The organism is Shewanella sp. KX20019, from assembly GCF_016757755.1.
GTDB lineage: Bacteria > Pseudomonadota > Gammaproteobacteria > Enterobacterales > Shewanellaceae > Shewanella.
Genome location: NZ_CP068437.1, coordinates 3,247,025 through 3,270,797 on the forward strand (window position 1 = coordinate 3,247,025; position 23,773 = coordinate 3,270,797).

The window sequence follows — 23,773 nt, forward strand, 5'->3', positions numbered from 1 at the left end:
TGTAATGCAGCCATAGCACGACTGATGACTTCAGCAAAAAAAAGCCCTCTTTGACACTGAAGAAAAACCTTTTCACCACGTAATAAATCGTTGTATAAGAATATACTTACTAGCATGGCAAGATAATGCCACGGGTAAAAGTTTTGCGCATAGATGCGGTTGCATTGTCGATAAAGCCAAAACCTTGAGTAACAGTGAGTGGTGCTAGGTAATCAAGGGGCATACAGTCGCGACTAAATATATGAATTGCGATACCTTTATTGAAGGTGAACGTATGCTCCTCGATGGTTTGCTTACCGAATGGTAAGAGCGTTTATCTAAACGCTCTTAGTTTAACAAAATGGTCTTGGTTCATAAGTTGCTCCAATGAAGAGATTGCCCGCTGGGACGCTATGAGTGTTAAAAAAACAGCATCAAAGCGGAAAATGGTGTAAAGGAGAAGCCTGTAGCAATGCTCTACATCCATAACGATTAGGATAAAAACAGTTGGCTATACTTACTCTGTTCAAAAAATTAGTCTGTTAACTAAGCGTTATATTTTATCAGTGCAGGAGTAACCGAATGGCTCAAGGAAAAAATAAGAAATTACTGACCAAGAAGATTCGAAAAGGTGACAAAGGTTACCCAATAGCAACGATAGCTTTCTATGGTCCCAACCATAATATTGCAACAAAAGTTGTTTGTGCCATCATAAGTGATGACGGCGCACAAGCTGAACCGATGAAAAAATGGTTCTCTTCATCTGACCTAAGAAAATCAGAAGAGATGTTGATTGAGGTATTATGCTTCATTGATGAAAACGGCGCGAAGTCTGTGAGTATGGTCGAAGAGATAATAGGCTGTCCTCACGAAGAAGGAATTGATTACCCCGAAGGCGATGTTTGTCCGCAATGTCATTATTGGAAAGGCCGAGATAGATTCAGCGCCAAAATGGTGTACTAAAAATATAACATGGCGTGATGAAGCAATGCATGGTTCGAGCAGATGCCTTAAAGCAAAATGTCACATATGACTCAGAATAAAAGGAAAGCGTAGTCTGAACTGGTAAAGTTTGATTATGCTCCAAACATTGAGTTCTTCGAAGTTACTAAGCTAATTGTTACTAGCCTGCTTAATATGTACTTTACTCATTAGCAACACTCTTTTCAGCAACATCTTGCAACGAGTAGCATCAGCAAAATGTACAAGATTGCACCAATTTAGCAGCCCTAATGTAGCCATACAGAATCTAGCTTTACCGAACTGCTCAAGTAAGTCTGTTACTCTTTTTCCTGCATGGCTTGCATGCTAAACTCAAGCACACTTTTATGATTTATGAACTGACACTATCCTATGAAACAGTTGCTCGACTTTCTGCCTCTGGTTATCTTTTTTGCCGTCTACAAATTTTTTGATATTTACGTCGCCAGTGGAGCCTTGATTGCCGCTACTGCATTGCAGCTGATCATTAGCTACATGCTGTATAAAAAACTGGAGAAGATGCACCTCATTACCTTTGCAATGGTCACGGTGTTTGGCTCGCTGACCTTGATTCTCCACGATGACTCCTTTATTAAGTGGAAGGTCACCATAGTATACGCGCTGTTTGCTATCGCGTTAGTGGTTAGCCAGTTTATGAATAAACCTATTTTGAAAAGTATGCTGGGCAAAGAACTGGTTGTAGCAGATAGGATATGGGCTCATGTAACATGGTATTGGGTACTGTTTTTTGTGGCGTGCGCACTGGTCAACATCTACGTTGCCTTTAGCCTATCGCAGGAGACCTGGGTCAATTTTAAAGTGTTTGGCCTAACCGCGTTGACGCTGGTCAATACTGTGCTCACTGTACTTTACCTATTTAAAAACATGTCTGAAGAAGATCGTAAGGAACTCAAATAATGTGGTACATGATTTCATCGCAAGATATTGAAAATAGTTTAGAAAAACGCTTGTCAGTTCGCGCAGACCATTTAGCGCGTCTGCAACTTTTAGCTGACGAAGGTAAGCTACTCATCGCAGGCCCTCACCCAGCCATCGACAGTGAAAATCCTGGCGAAGCGGGTTTTACTGGCTCATTAGTGGTTGCTGACTTTCCATCACTTGAAGATGCACAGCGCTGGGCCGATGCCGACCCTTATATTGCCGCTGGTGTGTATGAAAGCGTTATTGTAAAACCTTATAAGTTAGTGTTGCCGTAAATAAAAGGAACTGAAAAGTGAAGATAGTTTCATTTAATATCAATGGATTGCGAGCAAGACTGCATCAACTGCAAGCCTTAATCGATAGCCACCAGCCAGATGTCATCGGTTTACAGGAAACCAAAGTACATGACGAAGCCTTCCCACTTGCTGATGTAGAAGCCATGGGATACAAGGTGCACTACCATGGTGGTAAAGCACATTATGGTGTGGCTATGCTGTCAAAGGCTGAACCAATAAAGCTTCAAAAAGGGTTCCCAACCGATGAAGACGACGCTCAGCGCCGTATGATCATGGGGACTTTTATGCAGGAAAATGGTCGTCCGCTTACCGTGCTAAATGGCTATTTCCCTCAAGGCGACAATGTTAGCCATGAGACTAAGTACCCCGCTAAGCGTAAGTTTTATAAAGACTTAATGGTATATTTAAATGAGCATCACACTGCAGATGAAGATATCGCTATCATTGGTGATATTAATATTTCTCCGGTCGATTTAGATATCGGTATTGGCGAGCCTAACGCCAAGCGCTGGTTGAAAACAGGCAAGTGTAGTTTTCAACTTGAAGAGCGTGAGTGGCTTAAGACCTTGATGGACTGGGGCCTAGTTGATACTTTCCGCGAACTACATCCAACGCGTACAGAGCGATACTCTTGGTTTGATTATCGCAGCAAAGGGTTTGTCGATAATCGCGGTCTGCGCATTGATGTCGTCTTAGCGACAAAATCACTTGCACTGCGCCTGGTTGAATCTGATATTGATTACGACCTACGTGGTATTGAAAAGCCTTCAGACCACGCGCCGATTTGGAGCACGTTTAGTTAATCTAAATGTTGGCTCCATACAATCAAAAATGCCAGCAGTAATTGCTGGCATTTTTATTGGATTACTTTTTGACTCATAGCAACAGCATTAACTATTAGATTGAATTGTTTAAAATATGCTGACGATCATGCTGCCGCCATATCTCAACTAAATTTTGTCTCCAAGTCCAAAGCTGCATGGCTAGCGAGCCAGATCTAGCCACTGACGAGGGCAAAGTTCAATTAGGCTAGTTATTAGTGAGTATCCTTCGCCAAAGTATATTGGTCTAACAGCTGATCCAACCCCTTCGAGGCGTCATTTAAGTCGGTTGCCAGACTAATTGAATGCTCAGTTGTTTGTTTAATCGTTTCGGCTTGGCCTCTAATATCATGCAACTGCGATGCGATCTCTCGGGAGGCAACACTCTGCTCCTCTGAGGATGCGGCTATTTGTGCACTCATATCGAATACGGTACTGATGGATAACGCCATTTTATCAACGTCATTATTCACTGACACGATAGCTTCTCGCCCCTTACTTGCTTGCGCTACTATGTCGCCAGTAATATTGCTTAGCTTATGGGTGCCCGTTTGCAAACCTTCAATCATGGATTGAATTTCTACTGTCGCCTGTTGTGTTCGGCTCGCTAAGGTTCTAACTTCATCCGCTACCACAGCAAAGCCTCTACCCTGCTCGCCAGCTCTCGCAGCTTCAATTGCCGCATTAAGGGCTAGTAAGTTAGTTTGCTCAGAAATACCATTGATGGTAGTAACCACTTCACCAATTTGCGTCGCAGCGTGGGAGAGATCTTCAACTGAAGCGGACGCTTCTGAAATTTTCTCTGTTAATATGCCAATGCTTGCCACTGCAGCAGTGAGCTGTACTTTACTATTCGCAGCCTGTGATGAGTTAATTTCAGTTTGCTCTGATGTACTAGAGGCATTTTGCGCAACCTCTTCAACAGCTGCAGTCATCTGTGACATCGCTACCGCGACGGTATCCAGAAACTGATGCTGTGCTTGTGTTAACTGCTCATTTTGACCCGCTTGTTGATGAAATTCTCCAGCAGCTTCAGCAAGCGTTTGAGCATTTCGTGCAATTGCTGACACCATTTCACTCATGTTATCCGCACTACGGTCAATTTCACGGGCAATCAAACTGAAATCATCTTTACCAAAAAAGTTGAGTCTTAAACTAAGATCGCCATCAGCGAGTCTTTTTATCGCTTGGTGCATATCCCATAGGCCACCACCAAGAGATGTTGACGTCCAATAGCTGACAAGATATAGCGGCAATAGCGCTACAAGAGCCAACCAAAATATGTTGCTCGAATCAGATAGCGCTAACTGTTCCCAGCTGCTGACATTAACAGTGTAATTAATGTACTCACCATCAATTGGAGCGCTAACAGTAACGCTATCGTTGATACGTGTCGACTCGCGAACAAAACCGACATTCAGTCCACTTTCGTTAGCAAAGTCGATTAACGATGGTCCTGCCAAAGATAGGTTGGTTGCCACATTAGCATAAGCATTCACTGTAGCTTGAGCGCGCGCCATTGAAGCGGCTTCTATTTGCTGCTTGCTAGTAGTATAAGCGCCACCTACTACAGCCATGGTGAGCAGCGTGACCATAGTACAGATAGCCCAGAACTTACCATTGAGACTAAGCTTGATTAGTACCGCATCGACTGTTCGAAAATTAATTTGCTTCATCGTGAAACTCCCTTGGCCCAGAGCCTTGACCATTTATAAGCTTTTATCGACTCAACCGCGCAGCAGCGGCTAGGTTGAGTTGTTTTAATTATTAAAATTGTCCGGTTATTGATTAAAAGCCTCAGTGTTAACTAAGACTCTTTCGCTGTATTGCCAGCAAAGACCGTTTGTAATTTTTGAGTCAAGGTGATGAGTTGAGTCGTCAATAGACTCATACTGTAGCCGAGCATCGCGCCAAGCAGTAAAGGAGGTAATATTGCCGCGACATCGCCACCCATCGCAAAAGTGATGCAGCAACCGATAAATGCACCCGGTATAAAGGCAAGTTTTTGATAGCTTGCTTGTAAACACATGGCAGCAGTTGCTATCCCGGTGAAGATATAGCCCATTATTGGGGAGACAAAAAAGCTGCTTGCAGAAATAATTAGCCAGCCCCAGAAGACACCGGAGACATTTGTCGTCATCGCCATCAGCATGCCCTTCACGCCGGTTTCTGTTTGTGCGAAAAAGGTGCTGCAACCAAGAAAACCTATCCAGGTAACAAGTTGAAATACATCAGCAAAGCCAGCCCATACGGCTGCCAATAATCCTGCTGATATAGCGATCTGCCAACGATGTTCCATAAAGCCCTCTCTATTGCGCGATATACACTTTTACTATGTCGATACACAGCATTTAATATCAAGGTCGCTAAATTACCATCTTTTGTAGCCTAAAAAACACGATCTATGACAAAAAATCGCTAATAAAGTGGACTCTAGCGCACAAAACAAACGAAAACGTAACAAATATACAATCTTCAGCCTTTGGGGTAACCAAATAGAGGTATTAAATAAGTGGTAGCTGTCAACTCTGTCATCAAACTAACCTAAAACAGAGACGGCTCAGACTCATTTATGTAGCCCCTGACACAAAAAAGCACCTCAAAACGAGATGCTTTTGTTAAAAGAGCCCACTCACAAACAAGCCCAACAAGAAATCAATAACTTTTCTTATTTCTGCGGGATGCGATTTGCACCCCTTGGATCATTTTTCCTAATGCTTTCTCTTTGGCTCTTCTCTCTGCCAGTGTTGCACCGTTCAATGCCTGTTCACGCATCAGTTTACGATAACTGGTTAAGCGGCGTTCAGAGATAATGCCATCATTTAACGCTGCTTGAATTGCGCAACCGGGTTCGCTTTCATGACTGCAATCTCCAAATCGGCACTGCTGGGCTAATTCAGTGATCTCACTAAACGTATCGCTTACCCCTTGTTCGCAATGGCTAAGCTGCAGCTCTCGCATACCGGGGGTGTCCATCAGCAACCCACCAAGAGGTAGCCACTTTAGCGCTCTTGAGGTGGTGGTGTGACGCCCTTTGCTGTCATCTTCACGCACGGCACTGGTAACTTGGCTCTCAACGCCCATTAGACCATTCACTAGTGTCGACTTGCCCACACCCGATGAGCCTAAAAACGCAATCGTTTTGCCTGTTTGGCAATAGCCTGATAACGCTTTAAGCGCCTCACTATCGAGTGCGTTAACCGAATGGACCATCATCATTGGATCGAGTTGTTGTACTTGTTGGCGCTTATCATCTACATCACTGCACAGATCAGCCTTGGTTAATAGCACCACAGGATCCACTTGGGCTTCTTTCGCTAGCGCGAGGTAACGCTCAATTCGGTTAAGGTTAAAATCGTGATTAAGCGAACAAACAATCATGACACTATCAATATTGGCAGCAATTAACTGCGTCGCCACTTTCGAGCCAGGCGCCTTACGTTGGAACAAAGATTGACGTTCTAACTGACGATGCACCCTTTGTGAGTCATCAAATAAAGCCCAATCACCAACGCATAGACGCTCTGCCTGGGCGGATACGGTTAATTTTACCGTCCCTTGCTCACTCATCACCACCACGTGGCTTCTGTGCTGTTCGACCACACGACCAATACTGAACAGGGATAACTCATCTAGGCTAAGTTGCTGCTGAAAAAAAGGGCGCCAGCCTAGTTGTGTTAACGTCATCGTTGAGTTTTCCATGGTCTTTCTCCGTGCACAATTTTTTTACATCATATAGATAATTTATCGCAGTGGCGCTATCCACCACTTATCTGCTAAGAGCCCAATAATAGCGACTTAGTCAACTAATTAATTGAACAAAAGCGACAAGTCTGTCTTGTGGATTGTTCAATCTAGCAATTTTACCGAATTAACAAACTGACTAGATCTACCTTTAACTAATTTACAATTGATTATCATTCTCATTTACTGGTTTTTGTTCTAATATTGCATTCGTTTTTAATTCGACCAATTACAAGGATCAACTATGAAGCTTATTACCACATTTTCAGCAGCTGTCATGCTTATCTTACTTAGCAGTACTGCATACGCAAGTGAGTGCGAGCTTACAATTACCGCAACCGACGCTATGCAGTTTGATAAAAAAGAGCTGTCTGTACCAGCAACCTGTAAGGAAGTAACGCTGACACTGACCCATGGTGGTCAACTGCCTAAATCTGCAATGGGTCATAACTGGGTATTAAGTACTGCGGCTGACATGCAAGCGATTGCTAACGATGGCATGGCGGCTGGGGCAGACAATAGCTATGTAAAACCGAAAGATGCCAGAGTCATTGCGCATACAGGGATTATTGGTGGCGGAGAGTCGACGAGTATTAATTTTAGTATTGAAGGATTAACCCCAGCAACGGCTTATCGCTTCTTCTGTTCCTTCCCTGGTCATTGGGCGATTATGCAAGGTAGCTTTATTATTAAGTAGTATCACGTCTTTATAGCAGTGAGTGTTAACTAAAAAGGCTACCTGAGGTAGCCTTTTTATATCAAGCGTAATTGAGAAGCGAATACGCCTCTATAAAATAATTAACCAAAAAGTTGATCGGCGACAAATGGATTTTGTACGCGCTCCTCTCCAAATGTTGAGAGCGGACCGTGGCCTGGAATAAACTGCACCTCTTTACCCAAAGGCCAGAGCTTTTTAGTAATCGATTCAATTAAATCTTGATGATTAGACTGCGGGAAATCAGTTCGGCCAATCGAGCCTCTAAACAACACATCGCCAACCCATGCAATATCTGCCTCCTTGGCAAAAAAGACCACATGGCCCGGAGTGTGTCCTGGGCAATGGAGCACAGACAAAAGCTGATCACCGACCTTAACTTCATCACCCTCTTCTAAGTAACGGCTTGGCGTAAATGGATCGCAATGGACAAAACCAAAATGCTGGCTCTGTTTCGGTAAACTTTCTAGCCAAAAGCTATCCGCTAAGTGTGGCCCAACAATCGGTATATCTAACTGGTCAGCAAGTGCTTTGGCAGCGCCCACATGATCAATATGACCATGGGTCAGCAATACCTGCTCAACCACTACATTGTTTTTATCGGCTTCTTCTAAAATTCGCTCAAGATTCCCGCCCGGATCGACCACTGCTCCCTTCAAGGTTTGCTCACACCAAATTAAACTACAATTTTGCTGGAATGGCGTGACCGGTATTAACTGATACTTCATCAAAACTCACCTAAGGAATATTTTGCAGTGGAATGGTTAAAGATTACGCCAACTTGGCCGTTTCCTCTATAAATAATTGGTAGAACATGAACTAACGCTCACAAAAGCATCACATTTGTAGTTGGTAAGATTTAGGTTAATTAGCAACCACTGGATAAGGTGCACCTCTTGTGTGTTTCGGTATACAATCTCCAGCTCTGTTGCCCATAAAATACTTAAAAATAAGATAAGGCTCACTAAATGACAACACAACTGACCTTTGCTGGCATGGTTGCTCTTAAACACACCTTCACCTTACCGCTTGATTACAACCGCCCTGACGGTAAGAAAATCGAGATTTTTGCTCGAGAACTGGTTAGCCCTGAAAACCAGCATAAATCACTGCCTTTCATCGTCTTCTTTCAAGGTGGCCCTGGATTTGGTGCGGTTAGGCCTGCAGCCAATGGCGGATGGATAAAGCGTGCTTTACAAGAGTTTCGTGTGCTGTTACTTGATCAACGAGGCACAGGCTTATCGACCCCTGTGAGTGCAGCGAGCCTGACACACCTAAATACAAGCCAACAAAGTGAACATTTAAGTCATTTTCGTGCAGACAATATTATTCGCGACGCCGAGGCTATTCGTAAACAACTGGTGGGTGATGAAAAGTGGACTATTTTGGGGCAGAGCTTTGGCGGGTTTTGTGTTCTAAAATATCTTAATGATGCACCACAAGGACTTAAAGAAGCCTACATTACCGGAGGGGTCCCCTCTCTTACGCGTAGCGCTGATGAAGTTTATCAAGCCACTTATCAGCGTGTTATAGCTAAGAATAATGACTTTTTCAGTCGTTTCAGTGATGCACAAGATTTGATTAAAGCCTTGGCGCAGCATATCAGCGAGAATGATGTGAAGCTGGCGACAGGCGAGCAACTCACCGTTGAGATGTTACAGCTACTTGGGATCAACATTGGCATGGAGCAAGGTCCAGAGAGCGTCTATTACCTACTAGAGCAGGCACTGATCACAACCGCTAACGGCACCATAGTCAACCCGCTATTTTTGACCCATTTCTGCCAAATGCTAGATTACAATAGCAACCCTATTTTTGCCTTGCTGCATGAGTCTATTTATTGTCAAAACAACGCGTCCAATTGGTCTGCTCATCGCGTTAGAGCGCAATACCCTCAGTTCAACTACAGCGCTGATAAGCCTTTTCTATTTACTGGAGAGATGATCTATCCGTGGATGTTTGATCAGTTCAGCAATCTAAAACCGTTGAAAGAAGCGGCCACAAGCTTGGCTCAAAAAGAAGATTGGCCTGCATTGTATCAAGAAGCAGTATTAGCAGAGAACAGGGTACCCGTCGCTGCAGCTATCTACAGTGAAGACATGTTTGTTGAGATGCGTTACAGCCTAGAAACTGCTTCTAAAGTGGGCAACTTAAAGTACTGGCTAACGTCGGAATATGAACACAATGGTATACGGATGGATGGCGAACATATTTTGGATAGATTAATTACAATTAATCGTGGGGAAAACTTGCGTTAATTAAGAAACACTTAAGATTACCACGACATAATGTAATCTGTTCCTCACCCAGTATCACCTTTTGCAAGCCTTTTTAAGGCTTGCTTTTTTTTGCCTGTAAAACCATATTTAATAGATACCCCCACGATTCGGTTATCGCTGATGGACATCACTCATCTTGAACAACTTAGTGCAGAAACATTACTTGGAATCGTCAATGAAAAGCTGCGTTTAACCTGCGCAGATCAAACCGCACTCTTTTATGAACTGGATATCGATAAACAGTTGTTAGAGTCTAAGCTTGCCAATATCGGCTTTCATTATAACGCGCTAAGTAATCAGTATCGAAACCTAAAATAGACGATAGGGTACGAGTCCCTATCGTCATATCATCTGCTATTGATTCGCACTGTGTTAGCAGTGCTAATTCAATACTTTATAAGCCGACTATTTTAGCAGGCTGTTTAATTAAGCTGTTTTAAGCAGAATCCGTACTGTCCTTGCGAGTATAGCGATACACCAATGCGTAAAGCACTGGCAGAACCACTAAGGTTAGTAACGTCGATGAAATAATACCGCCAATAACAACTGTCGCTAAAGGTCGTTGCACTTCTGCGCCAGTACCGACGTTAAGCGCCATGGGTACAAAACCTAAGCTCGCCACCAATGCTGTCATCATCACCGGACGCAGACGTTGACTCGCACCTTGTTTAATCGCTTCTATCAGTTCAATACCTTGTTGTTTAAGCTCCTTAATAAAGCTCAGCATCACCACGCCGTTAAGCACGGCAATGCCCGACAACGCAATAAAACCAACTGCGGCTGATATTGATAGCGGCATATCACGCGCCACCAAGGCCAGCACGCCACCAGTTAAGGCCAAAGGCACGCCACTAAAGATGATCAGTGAATCACGAATGGAGCCAAAGGCACCATAGAGCAGACTAAAGATCAACAGTAACGTCAGTGGTACCAAGATCATCAAGCGGTTAGAAGCTGATTCTAGTTGCTCAAATGTGCCACCATATTCACTCCAATAACCACTCGGCAGTGCGAGTTGCTTGGTCATCACTTGCTTAGTGTCTTGGATAAACGAGCCTAAATCGCGGCCATTAACGTTAGCCGTCACCACCACGTGGCGTTTACCACTTTGACGATTAATTTGGTTCGGCCCCACAAGAAATTTAAGCTCGGCGACTTCACCCAGTGGCACATAGCTGAGATCTGGGTTGAGATCACTGGGCAGTGCTATTGGTAAGTTTGCCAATTTATCAAGATCTTGGCTAATATCACTGCCCATTCTAACCACTAACTTAAAACGCCTATCACCTTCATAGATAAGACCCACGGGCACACCAGCCACGGCGGCTTGCAGCGCTTGTTGCACATCTACAATGGTCAAGCCCAACAAGGCTAAATGATCACGATTGGGTTGCACCGACAACGTTGGTAAACCCGCCATCTGTTGAACTCGCACATCCGCAGCGCCATCAATGGTGTTAAATAGCCCCATAGCTCTGTCGCCAGCATCTTTGAGTATATCGAGATCATCACCATAAATTCGCAGTGCCACATCGGCACGTACGCCGGCGATCAGCTCATTAAAACGCATCTCAATCGGCTGGGTAAACTCATAGTTATTACCGGGAACTTGCTCAACCAGCTCACGTAGCTCGTCAATAAACTCTGCTTTAGTTTTGCTTGGATCGAGCCATTCTGATCTCGGCTTGATGATCAAGATGGTATCGGCAACACTTGGCGGCATAGGATCGGTTGCCACTTCTGGTGTACCTACTTTCGAGAATACCCGCTGCACCTCATCGAGTTCACCAATGACCAATTCTAGTTGCTTCTGCATCTCAATCGATTGCTCAAGCCCGGTGCCGGTGATCCGCATGGCGTGCATCGCAATATCACCTTCATCTAGCTTAGGTAAAAACTCCGATCCTAATCGGCTAAGCTGAACGATGGTCACTATGATAAGCACAATCGCCGCAGCAAGAATGATCAATGGTCGTTTAAGTGAGAAAAATAGTACTGGCTCGTAGGCTTTACGTGCACTTGCCATCAACCAGTTTTCTTTCTCGTTCACTTTGCCTTTAACAAATATTGCAATTGCTGCGGGGACAAAAGTGACTGAAAACAATAGTGCACCAATCAAGGCTGCAACAACGGTAAAGGCCATTGGGTGGAACATCTTACCTTCAACGCCGTTGAGCGCGAAAATAGGTAAGTACACCAACATGATGATCAATACACCAAAGACTGCCGGACGGAATACCTCTTTAGTGGCCTCAAACACCACCTTGACACGCTCCTCCAGTACCAGTAATCGCCCGTGTTGATGCTGTGCCATGCCGAGCCTGCGCAACGCATTTTCAACAATGATCACCGCACCATCGACAATGATGCCGAAATCTATCGCGCCGAGGCTCATCAAGTTGCCTGAAACTCGGTTGGCTGTCATGCCTGAAATGGCGAACAACATACTGAGCGGGATCACCAATGCTGCAATGAGTGCCGCGCGAAAATTACCTAACAGTGCAAACAGCACAACAATAACGAGTACAGCACCTTCAAATAGGTTTTTCTGCACTGTTTTTATCGCTTTATCCACTAAGGTGGTACGATCATAAACCGCTTCGGCAACGATACCTTGTGGCAGACTCGTATTGATCTGTTTGAGTTTCTCACCGACCTCTTTGGCGACCACACGGCTATTTTCGCCAAGCAACATAAATGCGGTGCCGAGCACGGTTTCTTCACCATCTTGGCTCGCTGCACCAGTACGTAACTGCTTGCCGTAGTACACTTCGGCCACATCACCAATACGTACCGGAGCGTCGTCACGTTTGGTTACGACAACTTGGCGAATTTCTTCCAAGTCTTTAAGTTGACCTGGGGATCTCACTAACCATTGTTCTCCGCTGCGCTCAATGTAACCGGCGCCCGCATTACGATTATTAAGATCTAAGGCGTTGATGACATCATTAACGGTGACTTTATAGGCCAGTAGCTTGGCTGGATCGGGCGCAACTTGATATTCACGCTCAAAACCGCCAAGGCTGTTGATCTCAGTTACGCCGTTAACTTTGACCAGTTGCGGACGAATGATCCAGTCTTGAATTGTACGTAAGTCTTCTGAGTTATACTTGCTACCATCTTCTTTTAGCGCACCGTCAAGCGCACGAATTGAATAGGTAAACACTTCACCCAAGCCACTACTGACCGGCCCGAGTGCAGGTTCTGCTTCCCGGGGGAGTTCACTTCTGATCCCCTGCAGTCGCTCAGTAATTTGCTGCCGAGCCCAATAGATATCGGTACCCTCTTCGAAAATCACCGTCACTTGCGACAGACCATAACGCGAGATAGAACGGGTGTACTCAAGGCTAGGAATACCCGCCATGGCATTTTCAATCACGTAGGTGAGTCGCTGCTCTGATTCGAGCGGTGAGTAACCTGCGATTGCGGTATTAATTTGTACTTGAACATTGGTAATGTCTGGCACCGCATCAATCGGCAGCTTTAAGGTGTTATATACCCCAAATGCCGCGATGAGCAGTGTCAGTGCCAATACCAGTAATCGCCGCCTAAGCGCGAATGCGATAATTGTATCCATTGAGATAACCCCTTAGTGAACGTGCTTAGCAGCGTCTTTCATAATATCGGCTTTAAGTAAGTAGCTATTTTCGGTGACATATTCTGCCCCAACAGCTAGCCCTTCGAGCACTTCAACATACTCTCCATCGCTCTCACCCAGTGTTAGTAGGCGGACTTCAAAGGTATTGCCAAATTTTACAAATACCGCGGGTTTGTCCATAAAAGTTTGTAGTGCATCAGCGCGAACTGCGTTAACAGTAGGCTTAGTACGGGTTTGAATATCAGCTTGTATGTGCATCCCCGGACGCCAGTGGCCATGCGGATTGGCAATGACAGCACGCACTCGTGCGATGTGTCCGCCCGTCATTACCGGTGCAATATAACTGATGGTGCTACTTGCCGCGCCTTCACTGTGTGAGCCACTGCTATCGCTATGTTTATCATCATTAATGGTCACGGGTTGACCCAGTGCTAGCTTGTCAATATTTTGCGGAAAGGCTGATAGGTCAATCCACACATTTGAAAGATCGCTAATGCGCAGGATCGCACGGTTAATGGTATTATCCCCAACCGATAATGTCTGTTCGGTAACCTGACCACTCGCAGGGCTTTTAACGGTATAGCTACGTAACGTCGTTGAGTTACGTACCGTGGCAATGACCTGCCCTTTAACGACATTATCGCCAATACTGACGTTAAGTTGCTCAATCACGCCGGTATAGGGTGCTGTAACGCTAAACTCTTTATCAGTGATCGGGGCAACAATACCAAATAAGGTATCGGTAAACTTAAGGGTTTGCGGCGCCGAAACAGCGGTTTTCACGCCGGACAGTGCTATGAGTCGATCGTTAATTTGGGTGCGGCCCATATGATTTTCATAGTGCCAGTCAAATGCCTTACCATTAAAGTTAGCCTTCACTTCCACATCAAACGAGTGCGGCTCTGAGACACTTTGGCGACTGACTAAGTAGTCTTTTTCGGCTACAAATTCTACGCCCTCGATGACGCCGCCTAAGCGGTTTAATACTAAACTGAGTTCAACGGCGCTAGGATCGACTTTTTCATCATTATGAAAAGCATAGATCCGCATCTCCGGTGGGATCCCAGATTCAGCCATGGTCACTTCCAGTGCAAATTCGCCATCATGTAACAGACGACCACCATGTGGTCCCTCTTCTGCGTGCTCCTCTTCTTGTTCTTCATGTCCGTGTCCCCCACTCGCTTGGGCAACGCTAATAGGCAATAGGCTACTGGCTAGCATAGATACCGACAGGACCGCTGCGAATAGCGATGTTGATGCGGCTGTTGAAAACGCTTTTGATAACGGCTTTAATTTGATTTTCATTGCGGTTGTTCCATTGCCACGACAGGCTTATTAGTGGTGTTTACAAGGGTCATTGATTGGCCAGTGATCCGCTCTAGTGCGAGAAGATCGTAATAAACTGCCGCTTTTGCCTCGATAAGTTCACGTTCGATAGTAAAGAGCTCTGATTGAGCATCCACCAGTTGCAACACATTTGCTTGGCCAGTTTGGTAAGCTGTTTGAGTATGTTCAAGCAGTTGCTTAGCCAACGGACGCACATTCGACGTAATATAGTTGGCTTGTTTGGCACTATTCATCATTGATTGATGTACTTCGAGTAAGGTCAGTTTTAGCTGAGCACGGGCTAATCGTTGCTGTTCGTTGGCCTTATCTTCGTTGGCTTTCGCCGCTAAGATATTGCCCTCATTTGGATTTGAGAACTGCAATGGCATAGCGAAGTTAACCATTAATGCGCCGTCATCAAAGCCATCATAACTTTTAACGCCAACGCCAACGGTAATATCCGCTCGCCCTTTTGACTCTTCCATACGACGCTTAGCGACCATTAAACGCTCTACGCTCAATAGCTTTAAATATTGCGGCGCGGTTTCGATTGCATTCAATACACTGGCTGCAGTTGGAAGCACATTAACTAACTTCAGCTTCTCATTCGCCCTATTGAAATTAACTTCACTAGACCACATCGCAGCTAAGCGCTTCTGCGCGACACTGACGTCGCCATCAATACGTTGCTTGGCTGAGGTTGACTGCGCGAGTCGCAGCGCCATCTTGCTGACATCGGCTTGAATGACTGAGCCAGCATTCGCACGTACTTTAATCGCCTCCAGTGCATTCGCTTCGACAGTCATACGGCGCGCGATCCACTGCTGTAAGGCTTGCAGGCGTAGCAACTGGTAATAGCGCTCGGTACTTTGGGCTAACACGTCTAAGCGCAGTAACTCATAATCGCTCATGGCTTGCTTTTGATCGGCGTAGGCATAGTCAATTCGGCGTTGACGCTTACCACCAAGCTCAATAAGCTGGCTAAGAGCTAAACTGATCTCGGCGTTTTCTACCCCTTGCTTATCGCCAGTGCCGAGAATATTTTCTACACTCACCTTTAACTGAGGGTTAGGTTTGATCCCCGCTTGCAACGCCAATGCTTCTTTCGCCCTATCTTCATAAGGAAAGCTCTTAAGAGCGATGTTATGCAAAAGACTTTGTTCTAATACCCAAGGCAAACCTATACCCTGTTGACTATTACCGTCAGTGCGCTGAGGCTCAAGATCCGCAGCCCCTTGGCCATTAGCGAAACTTTGCGTTGCGTATAGACTCAACAAGCACAATATGACCGTCACAAATCCGCGCTGGCATGCAACTCGAATGATTCTTGTATCTCTTATCACGAGACAGAACTCCTATTAATTCAATTAATCTGCTTTAACTTAGCCGATTAATTCAATGATGAGAGTCGTGGTTTTATCCCAGCTTTATTTGATTTTGTTGTTGATTAGCCACTAACACCCGTGCGTTGTCGACATAAAGCGCCACCGACGAATTTAACGAGTTTATTGTCATGAACTGTACAACATAGATCTAATGAAACCAGTCACAACAGAGATTACCGAGTAAACGATTCAGTCTGTTATAACAACAATATCCAGCGCATTCCCTATGCTTGCAGTGACAAAACTGACAATCATAAAAGAGAGTGCTAAAACTGTGGCCCCTTAAGCGCATACTGCACTTTGCAAGGTAACCTAACGACTCAAAATTTATTGATTCAACTATTTATAAAAATAATGACTCAACAATTTATTTAGTTTTGGATAAAGCGGATTAAGCGTGCGGAGGGGGGATCGGTGGTGCGTAATTATAATTGATATAGCTGACGAAAAAATCACACTTGCTGTTAACGCCGCTCGATTGCGTCGCAAAGCTAAACTCCAATGGAGGATGGCAAGAGGTATGAAAATCGTTGTCGTACTCGTCTTGCTCGCTCACATCCACCATGTGCTGACAAGCATTTGCATGCACATCGCAGCAAGCTTGCTGTAGCTCAAGCGGCAGTGCATTTTCTAAATGCGGTAACTCAGCAGAATAAAACTCAACATTGTGGATGTCTGAAGCAACACATGTGGGAAATAACTGCGACACAAAAACCACCAGTAAGAGTACTAGTGTCAATTTAGATTGAAACATCTGCATTGAAGCGGTCGAGTTAAACAACAATATTTCCCGTATCTGCTTGGTAGAACGTTCGACTACCGATAATAAATTACCAGCAAATGATAACGGTTTTTATCTTCAGTAAATAGAGCTTAACGCAAAAGAGTGTGAAAACATGATCGGGATCATGGTAATGCCTAGTGGTCATTGCTCTTTAGGCAACACTCTCTCATAAGCAGTAACTAATGACTTGCTGAGCTAATTGTCCAATGACTGATAAAAATCATCCAACGAGCCATCGTTTTAGTCCATTTAGAGATAACACTATTATTACTTGGTAAACGACTATTTAGCCATTGTACTGTTAGTGCGAGTCCTTCTAGTTGCAGTTTTTTTAGCGATCCCTTTCTTCGTTGTCGACCTACCCGAATTATTGCCGCCACGAGAGTAAGACTTTTTCTTAAACGGGGTGGGACTCTTAACGCCCTGCAAGGCGGTAGGCAACACCGAACCCGCCTGGGTAATCAACTCATCTAATTTACCTATAAGCGGCTGCATAAAGGCTTGATATTGGGTTTCTTTGCGGCTCATCGAATCCAGGGTATTTTCCCACAGTGCGGTCATATCGGGGGTCGTAGCACTAAGAGGCAAGCTGTTAATCAGGCCTTTACCCACATCTGTGGCAATAATACTTTTACCCTGTCTGACTAGAAAACTGCGTTTGAATAACAGTTCGATAATGCCAGCACGGGTCGCTTCCGTCCCCAGTCCATCGGTGTCTTTCAGTATTTTCCGAATGTCAGGATCGGTGACAAAACGATTTATCCCCGTCATAGCCCCAAGCAAAGTGGCATCGGTAAAGTGCTTTGGTGGTTGTGTTTGTTTCTCTAATAACTCGCCACGCTGACAATGTAAAGATTGCCCCTTGGTTAATGGCGGTATGGTGGTTAACTCCTCGTCATCGTTTTTGTTACCGCTTTTAGAGCCTGAAGACGAGGATGGGCTAGCACCATTGTTCGAATTAGATTGACTCTGTTTTAGCAGCTGCTTCCAACCTAGCGCATTTTCTTGCTTGGCTTTAGTCTTAAACACGCCTCCAGCGATGACAATTTCGACCAGCGTTTCTTTATAGAGATACGCGGGATAAAATTGCATTAAATACTGCCGTGCGACTTGCAGATAGATCTGCTTTTCAGCTGGACTTAAACTCGATAGATTGGCGATTTTCTCAGTGGGAATAATTGCATGGTGGGCATCGACCTTTTTGGCATTCCAAGCTTTTGACTTAAGTTTTGCATTCGGTACATCGATACCTTGCGTCAGCTCTGCTGCGCCTTTATTAACTGTCGCAATGACGCTAGCGGCCATCGCGTGTTGCTCTACCGGTAGATAGCGACTGTCTGAACGTGGATAGGTGATCAGTTTATGGCGCTCATATAACGACTGACAGGTATCAAGTACCGTTTTAGCGCTCATACCAAAACGCTTGGCGGCATCGATCTGTAATGAAGATAGATTGTAAGGCAGCGGTGCATTTAATTTTTTATCTTGCGCTGTGACTTTTTCAACTATTGCTTCTTTGCCCGTGATACGCCCAACCACATTCTGCGCTAATCCTCTAGATAGTACTCGCCCATCTTCATCCATATAAGGCTGACATGCCTCGCTGGGTTGCCATTTGGCTGTAAATGCCTGCTGAGTATCTGTGGTTAGATGTGCTAGCACTTCATAAAATGGTTTTGAGACAAAGTTGCCAATCTCTTCATCACGCCTGACCACTAACCCCAGTATTGGTGTTTGAACTCGGCCTACCGAGAGCACACCTTGATAACCCACCTTACGCCCTTGAATGGTGTAAGCCCGGGTCATGTTCATACCATAGAGCCAGTCAGCGCGAGAGCGTGCCAGGGCTGATGTCGACAACGGGATGAATTCACGGTTCAGCCGCAATTGCCCTAAGGCCCTAGTTACCGCTTGCGGATTTAAATCACTGATTAGCAGACGTTTGGCTTGCTGTAATTTGGCACCTTTAACACCTAGATGAGCAATAATCTCGTCGACTAGCAACTGCCCTTCTCTATCCGGATCGCCAGCATTGACCAGTTGAGTCGCCTCTTTCACTAGCCCTCTCAATACTGAAATTTGACCGCGCATCTTATATTTGGGTTTCATCTTCCAAACATCTGGCACTATCGGAAGATGTTCAAACTTCCACGACTTATATTCTGGTGAATATGCATCAGGTTCAGCTTGCTCTAATAAATGTCCGACGCACCATGAAACACAGTCACCATTGGCAGCGCGTATAAAGCCCTCACCTTTTTTCAAAGGTTTAGGCAGCACGTCAGCTATGGCTCTACCAAGACTGGGTTTTTCTGCAATATATAAGATCATCAGTGCACATTTACTATTACTGTATAAATTAACAGTAACTGTAACCTGAGGTGACTGCTGGCGCAATCAAAAGTCGGTTAACGGCTCAAAGATTGTAAACTTTGTTGAGAATCATTCTCATTTAATGCCTAATGCTAAGCCTAACTTTGGAGGAGGAATAATGTTGACGACGTTAAGTAAGCCAAACACGAGATTAGACAAGCTACTACTATTTCACTTTCTACTGGTCACTGCTTGGGTGATATTGTGCGCTCCATTATTGGCACAGAGTCCGGCGGTCGAGCCATTAGTATTGAGCAGTTTGGTCATTGTGCTGACGAGCGTGAGCACGATTTTGGGCCTAAAAGTTAGCCATAACCTTGGGAAAACAGCTTGTACATTACTTTTTGTCAGTTGGATGGCCGTCTGGGTAGCACAGCTCTTTAGTTTATGAACATAAAAAGGCCGAGCAAATACTCGGCTTTTTTGTGTTCAATCTGTTTTACACCAGCAAAGGCATTGCCTAATTACGGGTGACAAACATTATGCATCTCTAAGTTGGTACCAATATCTTTGCTACGATTTGCTTTGGCATCATCGTTACGCAATTGCGTTAGGTAGTCCAAATATTCTTGGTTTACGTCATTAGTGACATATTTACCATCGAATACTGAGGTTTCAAAACGCTTAATTGAGGGATTCTGTTGACGAACCGCTTCAATCAAATCAGGCAATGACTGGAAGATCATACCATCAGCACCAATCAACTTGGTGATCTCTTCTACATCACGACCATGAGCAATAAGCTCGTTGGTCGTTGGCATATCAATGCCGTAGACGTTGGGGAAGCGAATTTCAGGTGCTGCAGAAGCAAAGTATACTTTTTTGGCGCCTGCATCGCGTGCCATCTGAATGATCTGCTCAGACGTGGTACCACGTACAATTGAATCATCAACCAAGAGTACATTCTTGTCTTTAAATTCAGCGTTAATCGCATTCAGTTTACGACGGACCGATTTTTTACGCTCTTGCTGACCAGGCATAATAAATGTGCGGCCGATATAGCGGTTTTTAACGAAACCTTGACGATATGGAAGATCCATATGACGAGCAATTTCTAAGGCGATATCACAAGATGTTTCGGGAATAGGGATCACTACGTCAATGTCATGATCTTCCCACTCTTTCTTTATCTTTTCACCCAACATGGTACCCATATTAACGCGGCTACCGTATACCGAAACCTTGTCTATTGTTGAGTCTGGACGAGCAAAATAAACAAACTCAAAAATACAGGGGGCATAGCTTGGCGAATGAGCACACTGACGAGTATGAAGCTCACCTTTAAGGCTGATATACACAGCTTCACCGGGAGCTACATCGCGCATAAACTCAAAACCAACCGCATCCAGTGCCACACTTTCAGAAGCGACCATGTACTCGGTGCCCGTTGGCGTTTCATGTTTACCTAACACCAAGGGACGAATACCGAATGGATCTCTAAATGCAACAAGACCTTGGCCTAGAATCATCGCAACAACAGCATATGCACCGCGAGTGAGTTCATGGACCTTGGTCACACTGTTGAATACTTCGTCTGCAGTTAACTCTTGGCTAGTCGTATGCTGAAGCTCATCGGCGAGCAAGTTAAGTAACACCTCTGAGTCAGAGGTGGTATTAACGTGACGACGCTGCTTAAGTAGGCGCTCATGCAGCTCAACCGTATTGGTTAAATTACCGTTGTGCGCTAATGAGATACCAAAAGGAGAGTTCACATAAAATGGCTGAGCTTCAGAAGCACTCGAGCTCCCTGCCGTTGGATAACGCACATGACCAATACCCGCACTGCCTTGCAGGCGTTGCATATGCTTTGGTTCAAATACGTCTTTCACCAAGCCATTGGCTTTACGTAGTCTAAACGCATATCCGTCTACGGTCACAATGCCAGCAGCATCCTGTCCACGATGCTGAAGCACGGTCAATGCATCATAAATGGTTTGATTAACCGATGACTGACCAACTATTCCGACAATACCACACATGGGTAAGCTTCCTCATTGTAAGATGTTCTATTATTTAAATATTTTTGCTTTAGTTAAGCAGCTGCTTAGCTAAAGACCAAATAATGCTTTAGTGCATTTTATATTTTGGGTACAAAGCTTGAGGTGTTTTCCAAGTAGTCAAAGAACCACTGGATCACAACTCCAAATTCGGGCACGAGCGTTGAATCCTGCCACCAATCTGTATTGGGTGCTCCGGTAAAAGCATCCAAGAAAAAAAGTATTGCGCTGACAATAAGTGCGCCTCGAAGTGCACCAAAGCACAATCCGAGCACTCTATCAGTGCCAGACAAACCGGTCTTTGAGACCAATTGACCAATTAAATAGTTGACTAACGCGCCAAGAATGAGAGTTGAAACAAACAGAATAGCGACCGCGACGCCATTGCGAACGAGTTCATCTTGCATCTGAGTGAGATGAGTGGCGAGTTTGAGGTAAAACTGACTGGCGATGAAAAATGCGGCAAACCACACTACGAGTGACATCGCTTCTTTTACAAAGCCACGTACTAAACTGATCAGCGTTGACAGTCCAATAACGATTAATATGGCGTAATCAATCCAAACCATTGAAGAGTATATCCGGCATAGGGTTTAAGACGGCGCGATTCTAACAGAGACCGAGTTATTTCACACGCTTTAGGCACGAAATTACTATTTCTCGGATAAGGACAATCACACCTTGTTATTTTTCGACAGGGTTGTATGCCACAATGCGGCCTTTCAACTTTGTCAGTTTTTCAATATCAGACTGCATTGCAACTAATTTGTCTTTGGCTATATTCGGTCCGACAAACACTTTGGTCAACTGGCCATCAATGGGCTTTGTCGGCAAAGTATAAGCAGTAAAGCCTTTATTACGTAAGCGTTTAACGAGTGCTTTTACGTTTGCTGCATTGTTAAAACTGCCTAGCTGAATCGTCCATGCTTTGGCGTTAGAGCCAGCCACTTTTTTACTGACGGTGGCACTGGTGCTTTCCACTTTAACCACCGCTTTGTTAACGTCAGCTGTAGACTCAAGGGTAACCGCTACTTGGTCTTGTTTTTTTGCTGGCTCAATTTTCCAACTATCATCGCCATTTGAAACAATTGATTCATCAGTATTGATCTCTAACGTCTCAATAGTTTGCGGCGGTAATGCTGCGTCCTCGACCTCTGGTCTTAACGGGATCTCAGCAAACTGTTCCTCTTGACGCTGCTTTTTACCGTCAAGAATATCAGGCAAAAAAATCACACCTAAGGCGACAATAACAATCACACCCACTAGACGATTTTGAAAATGACTAGACAAAACTCTCTCCCTTTAGCAACTCTTTAAAAGCTGCCACGGTATAAAATGAACCAAAAACAATCACCATATCGTCGCCTTTTGCATCTTGTTTAACAGCATTCCAAGCTGCGCCAATGGTCGCAAAGCAACTCGCTTGACTATCAAGGGGCAATAACGCTTTTAATGCTAACGCAGTGGCGCCACGCGGAACATTTAAATCACTAAGATACCAATGTGTTATGTCTAATGACAGCTCTGAAAGCACCGCTGTTGCATCTTTATCTTTTAACATGCCACAAATGGCAAATAAGCGCTGCTTACTGACATTTTCTAAGCGAGAACGTAAATACCGCGCAGCGTGGGGGTTGTGCGCCACATCCACCATGACACGCGGTTTATCGCACACATGTTCTAAACGTCCTGCGAGCTGAGTATTACCCACGGCATCAGCAATAGCAGCTTTATCGATGTCTGGGGATAGATGCTCTAGCACCGCTATTGCGGTTGCAGCATTGGGTTGCGGCAACTTTGGTAATGGTAGTGAATTCAAATTGAAGTGCTGGCCGCTATAATGCCAATCGGCTCCGTGGCACGTATAGTTGAACTCATGCCCGACTCGGTATAGGTTAGCCGAAATGCTTTGTGCATAGTCAATCAGTGTTTGTGGACAATCTGGCTCACCGACAATAGCCGCTCGTCCAGCCCTGAATATTCCCGCTTTTTCAGCGGCGACTAACTCACGCGTATCACCTAAATACTCTTGATGGTCGAGATCTATCGAGGTCACAACACTGATATCGGCATCAATAATGTTGGTGGCGTCGAGTCGTCCACCTAAGCCTACTTCGAGTAAAATAACATCAAGATGTTCCCGCTTAAACAGCACAAGTCCTGCAAGGGTTGCGTATTCAAAGAAACTTAAGGAGATGTCAGTACGGGCGGATTCGATTGCCTCAAAAGCGCTAACAAGCGCCTCATCTGTTGCATCTACACCGTTGATCCGCACGCGCTCATTGTAATGGAGCAGATGAGGCGAGCTGTATACTCCCACTGTTTTGCCTGTTTGTTGCAATGCAGCTTCGATCATGGCACAGGTCGTTCCCTTGCCATTGGTCCCCGCAACAGTGACAACTTTAGTCATACCAAGCTCTGTGAGCCCTAGACGAGAAGCAACCTCTGATACGCGTACAAGGCCCATATCAATCTCTGTTGGATGAATAGCCAACAGGTAATCGAGCCAAGTGTTCAATGCTGCCTGCGCTTTGGGGGCAACCTGTTTCATCG

General features: G+C 44.9%; 21 protein-coding genes. 8 read left to right on the forward strand and 13 right to left on the reverse strand.

Translation table 11 applies throughout. The features are described from left to right. The first annotated feature begins 561 nt into the window (after positions 1-561). The 4 genes from JK628_RS14250 to xthA all read left to right on the forward strand — a co-directional run bounded on the left by JK628_RS14250 (position 562) and on the right by xthA (position 3,001). Positions 562-942 (forward strand): hypothetical protein, encoded by a 381-nt coding sequence (locus JK628_RS14250; RefSeq protein ID WP_202285287.1) that lies wholly within the window; start codon positions 562-564, stop codon positions 940-942. 390 nt (positions 943-1,332) lie between these two features. Continuing rightward, positions 1,333-1,878 carry a septation protein A gene (locus JK628_RS14255; protein WP_202285288.1) on the forward strand — a complete coding sequence of 182 codons (546 nt, stop codon included), beginning with the start codon at positions 1,333-1,335 and terminating at the stop codon, positions 1,876-1,878. Further along, positions 1,878-2,177 carry a YciI family protein gene (locus JK628_RS14260; protein ID WP_020912037.1) on the forward strand — a complete coding sequence of 100 codons (300 nt, stop codon included), beginning with the start codon at positions 1,878-1,880 and terminating at the stop codon, positions 2,175-2,177. Before JK628_RS14255 ends, JK628_RS14260 begins: the two co-directional genes overlap by 1 nt. Positions 2,178-2,194: 17 nt before the next feature. Further along, entirely contained in the window at positions 2,195-3,001 is an 807-nt protein-coding gene (xthA, locus tag JK628_RS14265) for an exodeoxyribonuclease III (protein WP_202285289.1), read from the forward strand. A gap of 233 nt (positions 3,002-3,234) precedes the next feature. Here xthA and JK628_RS14270 read toward each other — a convergent pair whose 3' ends face one another. The 3 genes from JK628_RS14270 to rsgA all read right to left on the reverse strand — a co-directional run bounded on the left by JK628_RS14270 (position 3,235) and on the right by rsgA (position 6,721). After that, positions 3,235-4,695 (reverse strand): methyl-accepting chemotaxis protein, encoded by a 1,461-nt coding sequence (locus JK628_RS14270; protein ID WP_202285290.1) that lies wholly within the window; start codon positions 4,693-4,695, stop codon positions 3,235-3,237. 131 nt (positions 4,696-4,826) lie between these two features. Then, complete coding sequence (locus tag JK628_RS14275; protein WP_202285291.1) at positions 4,827-5,318, reverse strand: DUF1097 domain-containing protein; 492 nt, start codon at positions 5,316-5,318, stop codon at positions 4,827-4,829. 356 nt (positions 5,319-5,674) lie between these two features. Further along, positions 5,675-6,721 (reverse strand): ribosome small subunit-dependent GTPase A, encoded by a 1,047-nt coding sequence (gene rsgA / locus JK628_RS14280; protein WP_202285292.1) that lies wholly within the window; start codon positions 6,719-6,721, stop codon positions 5,675-5,677. A 286-nt stretch (positions 6,722-7,007) separates the two neighbouring features. On the opposite strand from rsgA, the gene azu reads away from it, so the two are divergent. Next, a complete protein-coding gene (gene azu / locus JK628_RS14285) occupies positions 7,008-7,460 on the forward strand; it encodes an azurin (protein ID WP_202285293.1) in 453 nt (150 codons plus the stop codon). Positions 7,461-7,561: 101 nt separating this feature from the next. Here the strand turns inward: azu and JK628_RS14290 are convergent, their stop codons facing one another. Next, positions 7,562-8,206, reverse strand: coding sequence for an MBL fold metallo-hydrolase (locus JK628_RS14290; protein ID WP_202285294.1), 645 nt, complete (start codon positions 8,204-8,206; stop codon positions 7,562-7,564). A gap of 240 nt (positions 8,207-8,446) precedes the next feature. Here JK628_RS14290 and JK628_RS14295 point away from each other — a divergent pair, with 240 nt between their 5' ends. Continuing rightward, the gene (locus JK628_RS14295) at positions 8,447-9,736 is read left to right on the forward strand and encodes an alpha/beta fold hydrolase (protein WP_202285295.1); all 1,290 of its coding nucleotides are present in this window, start codon (positions 8,447-8,449) and stop codon (positions 9,734-9,736) included. Positions 9,737-9,877: 141 nt separating this feature from the next. Next, on the forward strand, positions 9,878-10,075 hold the full coding sequence (locus JK628_RS14300) for a DUF4250 domain-containing protein (RefSeq protein WP_202285296.1): 198 nt from the start codon (positions 9,878-9,880) through the stop codon (positions 10,073-10,075). A 118-nt stretch (positions 10,076-10,193) separates the two neighbouring features. On the opposite strand, the gene JK628_RS14305 is transcribed toward JK628_RS14300, so the two are convergent. From JK628_RS14305 to JK628_RS14325, 5 genes are all read right to left on the reverse strand, one after another. After that, positions 10,194-13,334, reverse strand: a complete 3,141-nt coding sequence (locus JK628_RS14305) for an efflux RND transporter permease subunit (RefSeq protein WP_202285297.1) — start codon at positions 13,332-13,334, stop codon at positions 10,194-10,196. A 12-nt stretch (positions 13,335-13,346) separates the two neighbouring features. Continuing rightward, positions 13,347-14,660: an efflux RND transporter periplasmic adaptor subunit gene (locus JK628_RS14310; protein WP_202285298.1), complete on the reverse strand. Its 1,314-nt coding sequence runs from the start codon at positions 14,658-14,660 to the stop codon at positions 13,347-13,349. Further along, positions 14,657-16,024: a TolC family protein gene (locus JK628_RS14315; RefSeq protein WP_237524026.1), complete on the reverse strand. Its 1,368-nt coding sequence runs from the start codon at positions 16,022-16,024 to the stop codon at positions 14,657-14,659. The genes JK628_RS14310 and JK628_RS14315 overlap by 4 nt, the downstream gene beginning before the upstream one ends. 433 nt (positions 16,025-16,457) lie before the next feature. Next, a complete protein-coding gene (locus JK628_RS14320) occupies positions 16,458-16,847 on the reverse strand; it encodes a hypothetical protein (protein ID WP_202285299.1) in 390 nt (129 codons plus the stop codon). 285 nt (positions 16,848-17,132) lie between these two features. Further along, positions 17,133-19,181, reverse strand: a complete 2,049-nt coding sequence (locus tag JK628_RS14325; RefSeq protein ID WP_202285300.1) for a DNA topoisomerase III — start codon at positions 19,179-19,181, stop codon at positions 17,133-17,135. 160 nt (positions 19,182-19,341) lie between these two features. Between JK628_RS14325 and JK628_RS14330 the strand changes: the two genes are divergently transcribed. Next, entirely contained in the window at positions 19,342-19,614 is a 273-nt protein-coding gene (locus JK628_RS14330; protein WP_202285301.1) for a hypothetical protein, read from the forward strand. A 73-nt stretch (positions 19,615-19,687) separates the two neighbouring features. Here the strand turns inward: JK628_RS14330 and purF are convergent, their stop codons facing one another. The 4 genes from purF to folC all read right to left on the reverse strand — a co-directional run bounded on the left by purF (position 19,688) and on the right by folC (position 23,771). Continuing rightward, on the reverse strand, positions 19,688-21,202 hold the full coding sequence (gene purF / locus JK628_RS14335; RefSeq protein ID WP_202285302.1) for an amidophosphoribosyltransferase: 1,515 nt from the start codon (positions 21,200-21,202) through the stop codon (positions 19,688-19,690). A 98-nt stretch (positions 21,203-21,300) separates the two neighbouring features. Next, on the reverse strand, positions 21,301-21,789 hold the full coding sequence (locus tag JK628_RS14340) for a CvpA family protein (RefSeq protein ID WP_202285303.1): 489 nt from the start codon (positions 21,787-21,789) through the stop codon (positions 21,301-21,303). Between the two features lie 115 nt (positions 21,790-21,904). After that, complete coding sequence (locus tag JK628_RS14345) at positions 21,905-22,510, reverse strand: SPOR domain-containing protein (RefSeq protein ID WP_202285304.1); 606 nt, start codon at positions 22,508-22,510, stop codon at positions 21,905-21,907. After that, positions 22,503-23,771, reverse strand: a complete 1,269-nt coding sequence (folC, locus tag JK628_RS14350; protein WP_202289833.1) for a bifunctional tetrahydrofolate synthase/dihydrofolate synthase — start codon at positions 23,769-23,771, stop codon at positions 22,503-22,505. Before folC ends, JK628_RS14345 begins: the two co-directional genes overlap by 8 nt. Positions 23,772-23,773 lie beyond the last annotated feature (2 nt).

What these genes read in the sequence shown, in the direction of transcription:
- JK628_RS14300 (WP_202285296.1), top strand. Translation starts at nt 9,878, where the DNA reads ATGGACATCACTCATCTTGAACAACTTAGTGCAGAAACATTACTTGGA.
- JK628_RS14275 (WP_202285291.1), bottom strand. Translation starts at nt 5,318, where the DNA reads ATGGAACATCGTTGGCAGATCGCTATATCAGCAGGATTATTGGCAGCC.
- rsgA (WP_202285292.1), bottom strand. Translation starts at nt 6,721, where the DNA reads ATGGAAAACTCAACGATGACGTTAACACAACTAGGCTGGCGCCCTTTT.
- JK628_RS14290 (WP_202285294.1), bottom strand. Translation starts at nt 8,206, where the DNA reads ATGAAGTATCAGTTAATACCGGTCACGCCATTCCAGCAAAATTGTAGT.
- JK628_RS14340 (WP_202285303.1), bottom strand. Translation starts at nt 21,789, where the DNA reads ATGGTTTGGATTGATTACGCCATATTAATCGTTATTGGACTGTCAACG.
- JK628_RS14330 (WP_202285301.1), top strand. Translation starts at nt 19,342, where the DNA reads ATGTTGACGACGTTAAGTAAGCCAAACACGAGATTAGACAAGCTACTA.
- folC (WP_202289833.1), bottom strand. Translation starts at nt 23,771, where the DNA reads ATGAAACAGGTTGCCCCCAAAGCGCAGGCAGCATTGAACACTTGGCTC.
- JK628_RS14305 (WP_202285297.1), bottom strand. Translation starts at nt 13,334, where the DNA reads ATGGATACAATTATCGCATTCGCGCTTAGGCGGCGATTACTGGTATTG.
- JK628_RS14310 (WP_202285298.1), bottom strand. Translation starts at nt 14,660, where the DNA reads ATGAAAATCAAATTAAAGCCGTTATCAAAAGCGTTTTCAACAGCCGCA.
- purF (WP_202285302.1), bottom strand. Translation starts at nt 21,202, where the DNA reads ATGTGTGGTATTGTCGGAATAGTTGGTCAGTCATCGGTTAATCAAACC.
- JK628_RS14260 (WP_020912037.1), top strand. Translation starts at nt 1,878, where the DNA reads ATGTGGTACATGATTTCATCGCAAGATATTGAAAATAGTTTAGAAAAA.
- JK628_RS14270 (WP_202285290.1), bottom strand. Translation starts at nt 4,695, where the DNA reads ATGAAGCAAATTAATTTTCGAACAGTCGATGCGGTACTAATCAAGCTT.
- azu (WP_202285293.1), top strand. Translation starts at nt 7,008, where the DNA reads ATGAAGCTTATTACCACATTTTCAGCAGCTGTCATGCTTATCTTACTT.
- JK628_RS14325 (WP_202285300.1), bottom strand. Translation starts at nt 19,181, where the DNA reads ATGATCTTATATATTGCAGAAAAACCCAGTCTTGGTAGAGCCATAGCT.
- JK628_RS14295 (WP_202285295.1), top strand. Translation starts at nt 8,447, where the DNA reads ATGACAACACAACTGACCTTTGCTGGCATGGTTGCTCTTAAACACACC.
- JK628_RS14255 (WP_202285288.1), top strand. Translation starts at nt 1,333, where the DNA reads ATGAAACAGTTGCTCGACTTTCTGCCTCTGGTTATCTTTTTTGCCGTC.
- JK628_RS14250 (WP_202285287.1), top strand. Translation starts at nt 562, where the DNA reads ATGGCTCAAGGAAAAAATAAGAAATTACTGACCAAGAAGATTCGAAAA.